Here is a 12739-nt window from a genome sequence, read left to right as displayed (position 1 = left end):
CCGGCCTGCTCCTCAGCCACCCTGCGCACCCGGTCCGGCACATACAGCCCGTCGGGCACCACCGCACCCCATCCCAGGGTGCGCAGGGCCATCCATGCGTTCGACGGCAGCCGGGCCCCGCAGAAGTCGGTCCCGGAGGCGAGTTGCGCAAGGTCGGGCCGGTTCCAGTGCGCCGAGGTCACCTCGGTACACAGCGCCTCGACAAGGGACGTCAGCCAACCCACCCGCCCCGCCAGCACCCCGGCGCCCAACACCTCGCCGGTCACCGTATCCAGGCCCCTGAACGCGGACGCCGAGGCACACGCGATGCGCTCCGTCTCCCCCTCGCCCAGCTGGATCTTCCGCCGCACCGTCCACCTCCCCGCCCCGTTGCGACCTGTTGTCCGATCATCGAACTCACATGCACAACGCACCCCACCCGCAAAGGTCACGCAGCAATCGAAAACAGCCCGAGCAGACCGCAAGGATCACAGCAACACCCAGGCAAACCGATCCGCTGTTGGCAACGTCAGCCATCCGCGATACCGGCGTCGGCCGCGCTCTCCGACCGCATCGGGCGCATCAGGATCTACGCGCTCGGGGCGGTCGGCATCGCCCTGTGGGCCGTGCCGCTGTTCCTGCTGATCGACACCGGTTCGCTGCTGTGGCTGGCCGTCGGCACGTTCGTCGGGAGCTGCTTCCTCAGCATCATGTACGGGCCGCAAGCCGCCCTGTTCGCAGAGCTGTTCACCCCCGAGATGCGGTACACGGGTGCCTCGCTCGGCTACCAGATCGCGGCCGTGTTCGGCGGCGGACTCGCCCCCTTCGTGATGGTGCTGCTCCTCGAGGCGACCGACACGTCGATGTCCGTGTCCGCGTACATCGTCGGGCTCGCGGTGATCGCCCTCGTCTCCATCAGAATCCTCGCGAACAGGGCCCGATCACGCTGATGCCGACTCACGAACAGATGTGCAGTCACGCCTGTTCGTGCTCGGGCCGTGGTTCCGGGGTGCGCTCCAGAACCACGGCCGCTCGCGTACGGGGCCGCGAGCGCGACACGGCGACGCCCGCCAGACACAGCGCGCCGCCCGCGAGCGTGAGCAGCCCCGGGATCTCGTCGAGGAAGAGCCAGGACATCAGCACCACGAGGGCGGGCACCGCGTACGTGGTCGCGCCCATACGGCTCGCGGTCGTGCGGGCGAGGGCGTACGCCCAGGTCGTGAACGCCAGCGCGGTCGGGAAGACGCCCAGGTACAGCATGTTGAGCGTCGCCGAGGCGGGCGCGTCGGCCGCGTCCCGGACGAGCTGCCCGGCGAAAGGCAGACACAGTACGGCCCCGACCAGGCAGCCGAACGTCGTGACCTGGAGCGCGCTCGCCCGGCCGAGCGCCGGCTTCTGCGCGACGACCCCGGCCGCGTAGGCCACGGCGGCGAGCAGACACAGGGCGACCCCCAGTACCGAGGAACCGCCCTCACCGGACATCGACAGCCCCACGGCGACCGCACCGGCGAACGACACCCCCATGCCCGCCAGCAGCCGCGGCGGCATCGCGTCACCGAGCAGCCGGGAGCCGAGCAGGGCGATGAGGATCGGGCCGATGTTCACCACCAGCGCCGCCGTGCCGGCATCCACCTCCTGCTCGCCCCAGTTGAGGACCACCATGTAAAGCCCGAACCACAGCAGCCCGGATATGGCGATCCCGCGCCAGGCCGTGCGCGGCGGCCACCCTTCCCTACGGACGAGACAGACGGCCCCCAGCGCGACAGCTCCCGCCAGCAGCCGCCCGAGTGCCAACGCGCCCGGCGAGTATGCGGCGCCCGCGCTGCGGATCGACACGAAGGCGGAGGCCCACAGCACGACGGTGACGGTCGCCGCGCCTGCGGCGAGCAGTTCCGTGCGGCGGGCGGGAGCGAGCGGGGTGGCGTTCATCATGCTCCTGATGCTAGGCAGCGGACTGGTGTGGTGGCTTGCGGATTTCGGACGCGGTGATTCGGTGACTCGGTCGTTCAACGGAGTGCCGCTGCCGCGATGCCCAGGAGTTCCGCGAGGGCGCGCTCGCCTTCCGGAGTGACCTTGACCGCGCGTTCCGAGCCGATGCGTACGCACCAGCGGGCGTCCAGCGCGTGCCGGCACAGGGCCGCGCCCGCGGAGCCCGCGAGGTGCGGGCGGCGTTCGGTCCAGTCGAGGCAGGCACGGGTGAGAGGGCGGCGGCCGCCTCCGCTCAGGCTGATGCCTGCCTCGTCGAACCACCGCAGGCCCGCGTCCGTGAGCGCGAACCCGGTGTCCTGGCGGAGCAGCCCTCGGTCGGTGAGCGCGTCGGTGAGGGTGATGCCGAGTCGCCCGGCGAGGTGGTCGTAACAGGTACGGGCGCGGGCCATCGCGGAGCCGGCGTTGGATTCCCGGAGCGTGCGGGGGCGTTGGGCGGCATCGGGGGTGACCTGGGCGGCGAGGTCCTCGACGAGTTGGGCGACGCGGGTGCCGGCCAGCCGTACGTAGCGGTGCCGGCCCTGTCGCTCCTCGGCGAGCAGGCCGCCCGCGACGAGTTTGCCGAGGTGTTCGCTCGCGGTCGAGGGCGCGACGTGGGCGTGCCGGGCCAGTTCACCGGCGGTCCAGGCCCGGCCGTCCAGCAGCGCGAGCAGGAACGCGGCGCGGGTCTCGTCCGCGATCAGGCCGGCCAGCGCCGCCAATCCCGGTGCCACCGGATCCTTCGACCTCGTCATACCGCCCAGCATGCGCCAGGAACGTTTCGGTCCCCACCGAAAGGTTGCCGGGCGCCGGGGGCGAACAAAGTCACTGCAGTCCCACCCTCCTGAACTGCTCCGCCAACCCGTCCAGCAACGCGGTAAGCCCCACCTCGAACGCCCGCTCGTCGATCTTCTCCTCCTGTTCGGCGAGAAGGTGGGCCTGCCCGAGGTGGGGATAGTCGGCGGGATCGTACGCCGTTTCGTCGTCGACGAAGCCACCGGCGAAGGAGCCGAGAGCGGACCCCATGATGAAGTACCGCATCAGCGCCCCGATCGACGTGGCCTGCGCCGGAGGCCACCCGGCGTCGACCATCGCGCCGAAGACAGCATCCGCGAGACGGAGCCCGGCGGGCCGGCGCCCGGGCCCGCGCGCGAGGACAGGGACGATGTTCGGGTGGTCGCGCAGTGCCGCCCGATAGGAGACGGCCCAGTCGTGCAGGGCCGTACGCCAGTCCCGCCCGTCCTCGAACATCGACAGGTCGACCTGCGCGCTCACGGAGTCCGCGACCGCCTCGAGGATCTGGTCCTTGGTGCGGAAGTGGTTGTAGAGGGACGGCCCGCTCACTCCCAGTTCGGCGGCGAGCCGACGCGTCGAGACGGCCGCCAGCCCCTCGGCGTCCACCAGGGCCCGTGCCGCGCTGACGATGCGGTCGGTGCTGAGGAGGGGCTTGCGCGGTCGGGCCATGGCGCACATAGTAGGGCCGCGAACAGCGCCCTCCAGTTCCTCGGTGGGTACGGCTACATCGACGAGTACCCGGCGGGCAAGCTGCTGCGTGACGCTCGCGTGATGCCCCTCTACGAGGGCACCAGCCAGATCCAGAAGCTGCCCATCGGGCGTGCACCGACAGGGGTTTCGGGCTTCTGAGGCACTCTGGGACCTTCTGAGTACGCGGCTGAGTACCCGAACGGATGCGTCCCGGCCCGCACGGGCCGAATCTGGTCCCCATGAGCAGTGAGACACCGGTCAAGCAGCAGTCCACCGCCGCCTTCTACGGCCAGGCCGTCGCCTCCTTCGCCGTCGCGCTGGCGGCGACCGCGCTCGGCATCTTCAACCTGGAGACGGACGCCTGGGTGCGCGCCTTCCTCGGCATAGCCGTCCTCTACCTAGTGACCTCGTCCTTCACCCTGGCCAAGGTCATCCGCGACCGACAGGAGGCCGGGCAGATCGTCAGCCGGGTCGATCAGGCGAGGCTGGAGAAGCTGCTCGCCGACCACGACCCCTTCCAGAAGCTCTGAGGGTCTTTCGCGTGGCCTGAGCGGGGGATCTAAGCGCCCGCTCAGGTTCAGGGGTATGGTGTTCACCCTGCCAGTGGAAGGGGCGAACCAGCGATGAGTACGGCGCAGGAGACGGCCGGCGGCGAGATGCAGCCGTGGGCCGAGGTCACCCCGGACGCGGCCCGGCGGCTGCTCATCGCCGCCGTGGAGGCCTTCGCCGAGCGCGGGTACCACGCGACGACGACCCGGGACATCGCGGGCCGTGCCGGCATGAGCCCCGCCGCGCTCTACATCCACTACAAGACCAAGGAAGAGCTGCTTCACCGGATCAGCCGGATCGGGCACGACAAGGCGCTCGACATCGTGCGCACCGCGGCGGCCGGCGGGGGCAGCGCGGCCGAGCGGCTCACCGACGCTGTGCGCTCCTTCGTACGGTGGCATGCCGGGCAGCACACCACCGCGCGGGTCGTGCAGTACGAGCTCGAAGCACTCGGTCCCGAGGCGCGGGCCGAGATCGTGGCACTGCGGCGGCAGACCGACGCGGCCGTGCGAGGCATCATCGAGGACGGCGTCACGGCGGGCGACTTCGACGTGCGGGACGTTCCGGGCACCACGGTCGCCGTGCTCTCGCTCTGCATCGACGTGGCGCGCTGGTTCAACGTCAACGGCCCCCGCACGCCCGACGAGGTCGGCGCGCTCTACGCCGACCTCGTGCTGCGGATGGTGGGGGTGAAGGGGTAGCTCCCGTGGGGCCCTCCTCGGAGGCGATGCCGCCTCAGAGGTAGTACCGCGACACCGACTCCGCGACGCATACCGGCTTGTCGCCGCCCTCCCGCTCCACGGTGAAGGCCACGGACACCTGTACGCCGCCGGTCACGTCGTCGACGCCCGTGATGGTGGCGGTGGCGCGCAGCCGCGAACCCACCGGCACGGGCGCGGGGAAGCGGACCTTGTTCGTCCCGTAGTTGACGCCCATCTTCATACCCTCGACCTTGATCAGCTGCGGGCCGAAGAGCGGGAGCAGGGACAGCGTCAGATAGCCGTGCGCGATGGTCGTGCCGAAGGGGCCCGCGGCCGCCTTCTCCGGATCCACGTGGATCCACTGGTGGTCGCCCGTGGCCTCCGCGAAGAGGTCGATCCGCTTCTGGTCGATCTCCAGCCAGTCGGTGTGGCCCAACTGCTCGCCCACCGCCGCCTTCAGCTCGTCGACGGATTCGAAGATCCTCGGCTCTGCCATGTCCCTGACCTCCCGCGTAAATGTCTAAGCGACTGCTTAGCATGGTCGGATGCGGGGCCTATGTCAACGGACCGGGCCCATGACGAACTGGGTAGGGTTGGAGAGGTGCCCCAGATCCCTGAGAAGATCCATGAGCTGACCGTCGGCCAGCTGTCGGCCCGCAGCGGCGCCGCCGTCTCCGCCCTGCACTTCTATGAGTCCAAGGGCCTGATCAGCAGCCGTCGCACCACCGGAAACCAGCGCCGCTACCACCGGGACGCGCTGCGCCGCGTAGCCTTCGTCCGGGCCGCGCAACGCGTCGGCATCCCGCTCGCCACCATCCGCGAGGCGCTCGCCGAACTCCCCGAGGAGCGCACCCCGACGCGCGAGGACTGGGCCCGACTGTCGGAGGCATGGCGTTCCGAACTGGACGATCGCATCAAGCAGTTGAGCAGGCTGCGGGACCACCTGACCGACTGCATCGGGTGCGGGTGTCTGTCCCTGGAGAACTGCGTGCTGTCCAACCCGGACGACATCTTCGGCGAGCGTCAGGCGGGCTCCCGGCTCATGGTGGAACGCGCCACCGCACAGCGGAAGCCGCCGGAGCGGCCGAAGGAGCCCAGGGACTGCTGCTGAGCGGCGCCCCGGGCTCCGTATGCCCGACGTATGCCCGACGTATGTCCGACTCGACGGTTCGATTACGCGGACCCTGTCGCCGTCCGGCTGACTACACGTACTGCTTCTCCGTCCGTCTACTCGTACTCGGTGCCGCCCTTGCGCGTCAGATACGCCGGGCTGACCGCCTTCGCGATGGCCCGGCCGCCGGTCACCGGGCTGTAGCGCTCGGTGGCCGGCCGGATCACCACGCCCTCGCGCAGATGCAGCTCCCGCCCGGACACGGTCTCCCGCCCCGAGGCGACCTCCAGGACGCGATCGATGTCGTACGGCCCCTCGTACAGCCTTGGCACCAGCGGGAGTTCGCCGTCCAGCAGCGCCGCCGCGTCCAGCCAGCGGACCGTGCCGTCGATCTCCGCGGACACGTCGAACACGGCGTAGCCGAGGGTCTCGCGGCGGCCGTCGGCGCCGTACGACAGGTCTTGTACGCCTGCCCCGTACACCTCCCCGAAGATGCCGACCCGGCGCGCTCCGAGCCGCTCGGCGAGCCGGGCCGCGGCCGCCGCGACCCCGTGGCCGTGGACCGCGCGCCAGTACAGATTGCGCGGATCCTCGGTGAGGGATAGGGACTTGGCGCCGAAGCCCTTGGAGGAGACGTGCACACGGTCCTCGTCCGCGAGGTACGTCAGCAGACAGGCCGAGCCGTGCAGCTTCTCCGTCAGGACGACGGGCTCGCCCGGCGCGAAGATGTCCGGGTACCGCTGGATGTTCTCGATGTCGACCCAGGACAGCAGATCGGGCGCGGACTGGACGTCGCCGTCCATGGTGGGCGGGATCGGCGGCACCCACTTGACGACTCCCAGCACCTCGGCGAAGTCGGTGCCGTCCGCCGCGGCCCGCGCCAGGTCGACGTCCGCCAGCGCCTTCGGGCGGCACACGAGCCCCTGCGACAGCTCACCGCGCAGTCGTACGGCCTTGATCCGGTCCGACGCGCTGCCCGCGAGACGTCCGGTCAGGCCGAGTTCCTCGATCAGCTCGGCCGGGAGCACGGACTGCTCAGGGATGTAGACGGCGTGCTCGCCGGTGCGGTAGGCGCCCTTGGCGACGACGGCTCGGTACAGGCCCACCTGGGCCAGTTCGAGCGCGTCGGCGTTCGGATGCTCGTGGATGGTCAGCACTTCGGCGGTGACGCGCAGCGTCGACATCGGGACTCCTCAAGTACCTCAGCTGGGTTTCATCGCCCCCAACTCTCCGGAGTGGAAAGGGGTGGAGCGAGCGGATTTGCTGCTGGTAGCGTCGGGCTCTTCGGCCGGCGCGACGCCCGGTGACCGGAGCCCCGACAGGATCACCTCGTATGTCCTCGTCCCCTTCCCCGTCTTCGTCCTCCTCGTCGCCTTTGGAGGCGGCGCGTGCGCGACTGGACGCGGCGGTCGCCCGCGTCCGGTTCGTTTTCGCCGGGATGCGCGTCCTTTCCCAGGAGCCCGCCTGCCCGCACTGCTACACCTCGGACGAACTCGCGCTGCTGCGCACGCCCGACGCGGTTCTGCCCGACTCCCTCATGCGGCACTTCTTCCACGAGTCGCCGGGGTTGATCGACAACTTCGACGAGGTGGTACGGCGGTTGCTGCCGCAGTTCGCCGCGTACCTCGCCGGAGGCCGGTTCAGCGGCATGGGCTACGCGCAGAGCGGACTGGGGCGGGTCGACTGGCGCAACTGGCCGCGCGGACAGGCCGAGGCGATCGAGGAGTTCATCGAGGCCTGGTGGCTCGACTTCCTGCGCGACGACTCGTCGCCGCACGCCGTAGCCGACGTACTGGAGGTCGCCTCCGACATGGCCGGGAGGGTGACGCCGCTGCTGGCACTCTGGGCCGCTGAACCCCGGGGCGGGCGTGCGGACGCGCTGCTGGAGTGCTTCGTCGAGTCCCGCCTCGACGACCTCCTCCAGGACGACCCGACCGTGCTGGGCTTCTGGTGCGACCGCCAGGACCTCGTTGCCGAACTCCAGCAGTGGCTCGTCGACCATGCCGTCGACCGCCTCACCGAGTACGGCACCGACGACGACACCATCATCGAGCTGCTCCACCTCACCCTGCCCCGCACCTCCCGCTAGGGGGTGTCGTTTGGATCACCCCGGGTCCGCGACGCCTGGCACGGCACCTCGCCGCGTTGTCGCATCACCCGAGTACGCCCAGTACGCGGGTCATGCTCCGCCTTGCGATGCACCGCACCGTCCTCGTCACGCCCCGGCCGTGCCCGTAAAACCATCGCCCAGCACCCGCCCCCGAGCATCGACCTGGGCATCGTCAACATCGCCACCACCAGCGACGGCGAGATGATGGCCGGGCGCGAACTGAACCGCATCCGGTCGCGGGAACGGAAACTCCGCAGCAAGCTGCAAGGAAAGAACACCGCGTCCGCCAAGCGCCGGCTGAAGAAGCGGCGCCGCAAGGAGGCGCGGCGGGCGCGGGACATCAACCACAAGATCGCGAAGCATGTGGTGGCCGAGGCGGAACGCACCGGTCGCGGGATCGCCCTGGAAGACCTGACGGGCATCCGCGAACGGGTCCGGCTTCGCAAGCCCCAACGGGCCACCCACTCCAGCTGGGCCTTCGCCCAACTGGGGCAGTTCATCGCGTACAAGGCCCGCCGGGCGGGGGTGCCGGTGGTGTACGTCGATCCGGCGTACACCTCGCGCACCTGCGCCGAATGCGGGCACATCGACAAGGCGAACCGGGTTTCACAGGCCTGGTTCGCGTGCCGGTCCTGCGGCGTCGTTGCGCACGCAGACCGGAACGGCTCCCTCAACATCCGTGCCCGTGCGTGGGAGTTGTGGCGACGCGGGGCACCCGTCAACGGCCCCCGCCCCACCACCGCGGCGCAGACGCTCGGGTGGGGTTGGACGCAAACGCAGTGTCACTGCCAGTGATGCCCGTTGTGCAAGCCCGGGACTCCCGGGTCGTTGACACAGACTTGCACCATGCCTCGATAGTGCCGGACACCACTGACAATCCCGGTGGGCGCAGCGCCCCGACCGGGGCGCGAGGAACTGCGCGCCCAGCCACGAACAGACCGCGGCCGACGACTCACCCGCAGTTCCCGTTCCCAGCCGCTCAACCCAGCGGAGCGCTCACGCCGACACCAGCAGCCGTCCGCGCCTGGCCTCCGCCAGGGCTTCGGGTGTCAGAACGGGCCGCGGTACGACAATTCCGCAGCCCGTGCAGACCGGGCCCGAGGACGGTTCGTGGGCCAGGTCGTATTTCCAAGTGAGGCGCTCACCGGCGCACACCGGGCAGCTCGCGCCCGGCTCGCGCTCCAATGCGGCGATCAGCCGGCGCAGTACCTCGGCCAATGATTCGTGGGGGTGGATCCGCGGGTCGTCGCACCATGCGACGCCGAAACCGCCCCAGGTGAGCCGGTGCCAGTCGTCCACGCTGCCCGGCCTGCGCAGCCCGTCGTGCTTCTCCTTCTTGCGGCGCTGCGCGAACTCGACCTCGTAGGCGAGCCAGACGGACCGGGCCTCCTCCAGCTCGTCCAGTGCGGCCACGAGCCGCGCCGGATCGGGTGAGCGGTCCTCGGGGCCGAACCCGGCCCGGGAACTCAGATGGTCCCAGGTCGCCCGATGTCCGTAAGGGGCGAACCGCTCAAGGCACTTGCGCAGTGAATAGCGCCGCAGTGCCAGATCGCACCTCGGATCGCGCACCTGTCTCGCCAGACTCCGAAAACCGGCCATCGCCCTGCACCTCCGTCACACCTGCACCTGTACTTCGGTCACTTCGGCGTCGTCGTACGGACGTCGCCGAGTAGACGTATCGACACGCGATTCGGCTCCATCCAATTTCCGATGAGCGCCATAAGCGACTCTCCGAACTCCCCCCGGCCTACCTCCCCTCGCTGTCAGAGACCTGTTGAAACGGCTGTGGGATGGGACAGCCGGGCGTCAGTGGCTCGCACAGTCCGGTGATCCCTTGAGGCGATGAACCTGAACAGCCCGGTGATCCTTGAAAAGTTGACGCATGTTCATCTTCAAACTCGGGGATAACCGGCGGTAACGTCCGACCCACCCCCGTCGGGAGGATCCGCCATGCCACGGCGCACCCCACGTATCACCCTCGACAGACTGAGAACTCCCCGAAGATTCCCCAAGTTCCTGGGCGCCGCATCCATCTGCGTCCTCATAGCCGGCCTGCTCTCCCCGCTGACCCAGGCGGCGGCCGCCGACACCACGGCAACCTCGGCCACGCTCGCCGCGAACGACTACTGCGGCGGCCAGTGTTCGGACATCCTCCCGGCCGGCCAGAACGGCAACGCCACCCTCGCCCAGATCCTCCTCAACCAGGCCTTCGGCTCCCAGCCCGCGCACGCCGAGGACCAGCTCGGCCCCTACGCCAACCTGGCCTCGGGTTACTCCACGCTCACCGACGCCAAGATCAACGATTTCTTCAGGGACGCGTCGTTCGGAGTCCCGGCCGACCAGGTCGAGTCGACCACGAACCCCGGTGGCCGCACCGATGTGACGATCGTCCGCGACAAGAAGACCGGCGTTCCGCACATCACCGGCACCACCCGCTACGGCACCGAGTACGGCGCCGGGTACGCCGCCGCCCAGGACCGGCTGTGGCTGATGGACGTCTTTCGGCACGTCGGACGCGGCCAGTTGACCCCCTTCGCCGGCGGGGCCGCCTCCAACCAGGGCCTCGAGCAGGAATTCTGGCGCACCGCGCCCTACACCGAGGCCGATCTGCAGGCCCAGATCGACAACGCCACCTCCAACAACGGCGCCCGCGGTCAGCAGGCCCTCGCCGACGCCAAGGCCTACATCGACGGCATCAACGCCTACATCGACGCCTCCGACAGCGGCCGCTACTTCCCCGGCGAGTACGTCCTGACCGGCTGGAAGGACTCCATCACCAACGCCGGCACCATCCAGCACTTCAAGCTCACCGACCTGGTCGCGCTGGCCTCCGTCATCGGCGCGCTCTTCGGCTCCGGAGGCGGCGGCGAGGTCAACAACGCCATCTCGCTGCTCGCCGCCCAGTCCAAGTACGGCGTGGCCGAGGGCACCAAGGTCTGGGAGTCGTTCCGTGAGCGCAACGACCCCGAGGCGGTGCTGACCGTCCACAACGGCGAGAGCTTCCCGTACGCGACGAAACCCGCCACCGCACAGGGGCAGGCCCTGCCCGACGCCGGCTCGGTGGCCCAGGAGCAGCTGGTCTACGACCGCACCGGCAGCGCGGCCACCACCAGCGCCACCAGCGCTTCGACCACCGCGGCCACCGCCTCCCTCAGCTCGGCCAAGCGAGGCATGTCCAACGCCCTCGTGGTGAGCGGCAAGGCCACCGCAAGCGGCCACCCGATCGCCGTCTTCGGCCCGCAAACCGGCTACTTCGCGCCACAGTTGCTGCTGCTCCAGGAGATCCAGGGCCCGGGCATCAGCGCCCGCGGCGCCTCCTTCGCGGGCTTGAGCATGTACGTCGAACTCGGCCGCGGCCAGGACTACGCGTGGAGCGCCACGACCTCCGGCCAGGACATCATCGACACCTACGCCGTCGAGCTGTGCCAGGACGACTACCACTACCTCTACCACGGCACCTGCACGGCCATGGAGAAGATCGAGCAGACCAACGCCTGGAAGCCGACCACCGCCGACGGCACCGCGGCGGGCTCCTACCGGATGCAGGTCTATCGGACCAAGTACGGCCCGGTGGAGTACCGCGCGACGGTCGGCGGCAAGAAGGTCGCGTACACCACCCTGCGCTCCTCCTACATGCACGAGGCCGACTCGATCATCGGGTTCCAGATGCTCAACGACCCGGACTACGTGAAGAGTCCGGGGACCTTCCAGAGCGCGGTGCAGCACATCAACTACACCTTCAACTGGTTCTACGCCGACTCCACGCACACCGCGTACTACAACAGCGGCGACAACCCGGTGCGGGCCACCGGCATCGACGCCGAGTTCCCGGTCTGGGCGCAGGCCGCGTACGAGTGGCAGAACTGGGACCCGGCCACGAACACCGCCTCCTACACGCCGCCCGCCGCCCACCCCAACTCCATCGACCAGGACTACTACATCTCTTGGAACAACAAACAGGCCAAGGACTACACCGCTTCCTCCTGGGGCAACGGCTCCGTCCACCGCGGCAACCTCCTGGAGGACCGCGTGAAGAAACTGGTGGCCGCGGGCGGGGTGACCAGAGCGTCGCTCACCAAGGCGATGGCCGACGCCGCGGTGGCCGATCTACGGGCCGAGGACGTGCTGCCGAAACTGCTGAAGGTCATCAACAGTTCGACGGTCACGGACACCACGGCCGCGGCGGCGGTCAGCAAGCTCTCCACGTGGGTGACGGCCGGTGCAAAGCGGACGGAGACCTCGGCGGGCTCCAAGGCCTACGCCAACGCCGATGCGATCCGCATCCTGGACGCCTGGTGGCCGCTGCTGGTGAAGGCGGAGTTCGAACCGGGCCTCGGCACCGACCTGTACACCGCCATTTCCACCAACCTCCCCATCGACGAGTCGCCGTCGGCCGCGCACGGCCCGACCGGCGCACACGCCGGTAGCTCCTTCCAGTACGGCTGGTGGAGCTATGTCGACAAGGACATCCGGTCGGTGCTGGGGGAGTCGGTGCAGGGCGGTCTGGCACAGAAGTACTGCGGAGGCGGCGGTCTCAGCGCCTGCCGGGACATCCTGATCAGCACGCTCAAGGAGGCGGCGGGCAAGACCGCCGCGCAGGTCTATCCCGGCGACGACCAGTGCGCGGCGGGCAACCAGTGGTGCGCCGACTCGGTCGTCCAACGGACGCTCGGCGGCATCAAGCACTACAACATCAGCTGGCAGAACCGGCCGACCTACCAGCAGGTGGTGGAGTTCACGTCGCACCGGTAAGGGTGAGGGTGCCCATCTGCCCACGGGTGTTGGCCAACAGGCGCTGCATCTACGCTTGTTGGCCGACACCAGCTGTAGGCGCATCAG

Annotated in this window: 11 protein-coding genes and 4 pseudogenes; 8 read left to right on the top strand and 7 right to left on the bottom strand. The window is 69.5% G+C overall.

Translation table 11 applies throughout. The features are described from left to right. Nucleotides 1-350 (bottom strand): annotated as a pseudogene (locus AB0D57_RS41430) (transposase); the annotation flags it as partial. Nucleotides 351-521: 171 nt separating this feature from the next. Between AB0D57_RS41430 and AB0D57_RS41425 the strand changes: the two are divergent. After that, nucleotides 522-929: pseudogene (locus AB0D57_RS41425) on the top strand (MFS transporter); the annotation flags it as partial. A 25-nt stretch (nt 930-954) separates the two neighbouring features. Here AB0D57_RS41425 and AB0D57_RS41420 read toward each other — a convergent pair. The 3 genes from AB0D57_RS41420 to AB0D57_RS41410 all read right to left on the bottom strand — a co-directional run bounded on the left by AB0D57_RS41420 (nt 955) and on the right by AB0D57_RS41410 (nt 3408). Next, nucleotides 955-1911: a DMT family transporter gene (locus tag AB0D57_RS41420; protein WP_362086195.1), complete on the bottom strand. Its 957-nt coding sequence runs from the start codon at nt 1909-1911 to the stop codon at nt 955-957. 74 nt (nt 1912-1985) lie between these two features. Beyond that, nucleotides 1986-2699: a winged helix-turn-helix domain-containing protein gene (locus tag AB0D57_RS41415; RefSeq protein WP_362086192.1), complete on the bottom strand. Its 714-nt coding sequence runs from the start codon at nt 2697-2699 to the stop codon at nt 1986-1988. Nucleotides 2700-2769: 70 nt separating this feature from the next. Continuing rightward, nucleotides 2770-3408: a TetR/AcrR family transcriptional regulator gene (locus tag AB0D57_RS41410; RefSeq protein ID WP_362086188.1), complete on the bottom strand. Its 639-nt coding sequence runs from the start codon at nt 3406-3408 to the stop codon at nt 2770-2772. Nucleotides 3409-3420: 12 nt separating this feature from the next. Between AB0D57_RS41410 and AB0D57_RS41405 the strand changes: the two are divergent. From AB0D57_RS41405 to AB0D57_RS41395, 3 genes and pseudogenes are all read left to right on the top strand, one after another. After that, nucleotides 3421-3588 (top strand): annotated as a pseudogene (locus tag AB0D57_RS41405) (acyl-CoA dehydrogenase family protein); the annotation flags it as partial. Between the two features lie 80 nt (nt 3589-3668). Further along, nucleotides 3669-3959 carry a YiaA/YiaB family inner membrane protein gene (locus tag AB0D57_RS41400; protein ID WP_362086185.1) on the top strand — a complete coding sequence of 97 codons (291 nt, stop codon included), beginning with the start codon at nt 3669-3671 and terminating at the stop codon, nt 3957-3959. 93 nt (nt 3960-4052) lie between these two features. After that, nucleotides 4053-4679 carry a TetR/AcrR family transcriptional regulator gene (locus AB0D57_RS41395; protein WP_362086182.1) on the top strand — a complete coding sequence of 209 codons (627 nt, stop codon included), beginning with the start codon at nt 4053-4055 and terminating at the stop codon, nt 4677-4679. A gap of 34 nt (nt 4680-4713) precedes the next feature. Here AB0D57_RS41395 and AB0D57_RS41390 read toward each other — a convergent pair whose 3' ends face one another. After that, a complete protein-coding gene (locus AB0D57_RS41390) occupies nt 4714-5175 on the bottom strand; it encodes a MaoC family dehydratase (protein WP_362086179.1) in 462 nt (153 codons plus the stop codon). A 105-nt stretch (nt 5176-5280) separates the two neighbouring features. Here AB0D57_RS41390 and soxR point away from each other — a divergent pair, with 105 nt between their 5' ends. Further along, entirely contained in the window at nt 5281-5790 is a 510-nt protein-coding gene (gene soxR / locus AB0D57_RS41385) for a redox-sensitive transcriptional activator SoxR (RefSeq protein ID WP_362086176.1), read from the top strand. Nucleotides 5791-5906: 116 nt separating this feature from the next. Here the strand turns inward: soxR and AB0D57_RS41380 are convergent, their stop codons facing one another. Next, nucleotides 5907-6974, bottom strand: coding sequence for an RNA ligase (ATP) (locus AB0D57_RS41380; protein WP_362086173.1), 1068 nt, complete (start codon nt 6972-6974; stop codon nt 5907-5909). 149 nt (nt 6975-7123) lie between these two features. Here AB0D57_RS41380 and AB0D57_RS41375 point away from each other — a divergent pair, with 149 nt between their 5' ends. Together AB0D57_RS41375 and AB0D57_RS41370 are read left to right on the top strand one after the other, a co-directional pair. Next, a complete protein-coding gene (locus tag AB0D57_RS41375) occupies nt 7124-7879 on the top strand; it encodes a hypothetical protein (RefSeq protein WP_362086170.1) in 756 nt (251 codons plus the stop codon). 177 nt (nt 7880-8056) lie between these two features. After that, a pseudogene (locus AB0D57_RS41370) lies at nt 8057-8732 on the top strand (transposase); the annotation flags it as partial. Between the two features lie 164 nt (nt 8733-8896). On the opposite strand, the gene AB0D57_RS41365 reads toward AB0D57_RS41370, so the two are convergent. Then, the gene (locus AB0D57_RS41365; RefSeq protein WP_362086167.1) at nt 8897-9499 is read right to left on the bottom strand and encodes a hypothetical protein; all 603 of its coding nucleotides are present in this window, start codon (nt 9497-9499) and stop codon (nt 8897-8899) included. Nucleotides 9500-9850: 351 nt separating this feature from the next. Here AB0D57_RS41365 and AB0D57_RS41360 point away from each other — a divergent pair, with 351 nt between their 5' ends. Then, nucleotides 9851-12652, top strand: a complete 2802-nt coding sequence (locus tag AB0D57_RS41360) for a penicillin acylase family protein (protein ID WP_362086164.1) — start codon at nt 9851-9853, stop codon at nt 12650-12652. The last annotated feature ends 87 nt before the right edge of the window (nt 12653-12739 follow it).

The sequence above is a fragment of the Streptomyces sp. NPDC048275 genome (assembly GCF_040652275.1).
GTDB lineage: Bacteria > Actinomycetota > Actinomycetes > Streptomycetales > Streptomycetaceae > Streptomyces.
This window is presented reverse-complemented; position numbering and strand designations above follow the sequence as displayed.

Excerpts from the sequence above, each read along its gene's own strand:
- AB0D57_RS41420 (WP_362086195.1), bottom strand. The coding sequence starts at position 1,911 with ATGATGAACGCCACCCCGCTCGCTCCCGCCCGCCGCACGGAACTGCTC.
- AB0D57_RS41415 (WP_362086192.1), bottom strand. The coding sequence starts at position 2,699 with ATGACGAGGTCGAAGGATCCGGTGGCACCGGGATTGGCGGCGCTGGCC.
- AB0D57_RS41410 (WP_362086188.1), bottom strand. The coding sequence starts at position 3,408 with ATGGCCCGACCGCGCAAGCCCCTCCTCAGCACCGACCGCATCGTCAGC.
- AB0D57_RS41400 (WP_362086185.1), top strand. The coding sequence starts at position 3,669 with ATGAGCAGTGAGACACCGGTCAAGCAGCAGTCCACCGCCGCCTTCTAC.
- AB0D57_RS41395 (WP_362086182.1), top strand. The coding sequence starts at position 4,053 with ATGAGTACGGCGCAGGAGACGGCCGGCGGCGAGATGCAGCCGTGGGCC.
- AB0D57_RS41390 (WP_362086179.1), bottom strand. The coding sequence starts at position 5,175 with ATGGCAGAGCCGAGGATCTTCGAATCCGTCGACGAGCTGAAGGCGGCG.
- AB0D57_RS41380 (WP_362086173.1), bottom strand. The coding sequence starts at position 6,974 with ATGTCGACGCTGCGCGTCACCGCCGAAGTGCTGACCATCCACGAGCAT.
- AB0D57_RS41375 (WP_362086170.1), top strand. The coding sequence starts at position 7,124 with ATGTCCTCGTCCCCTTCCCCGTCTTCGTCCTCCTCGTCGCCTTTGGAG.
- AB0D57_RS41365 (WP_362086167.1), bottom strand. The coding sequence starts at position 9,499 with ATGGCCGGTTTTCGGAGTCTGGCGAGACAGGTGCGCGATCCGAGGTGC.
- AB0D57_RS41360 (WP_362086164.1), top strand. The coding sequence starts at position 9,851 with ATGCCACGGCGCACCCCACGTATCACCCTCGACAGACTGAGAACTCCC.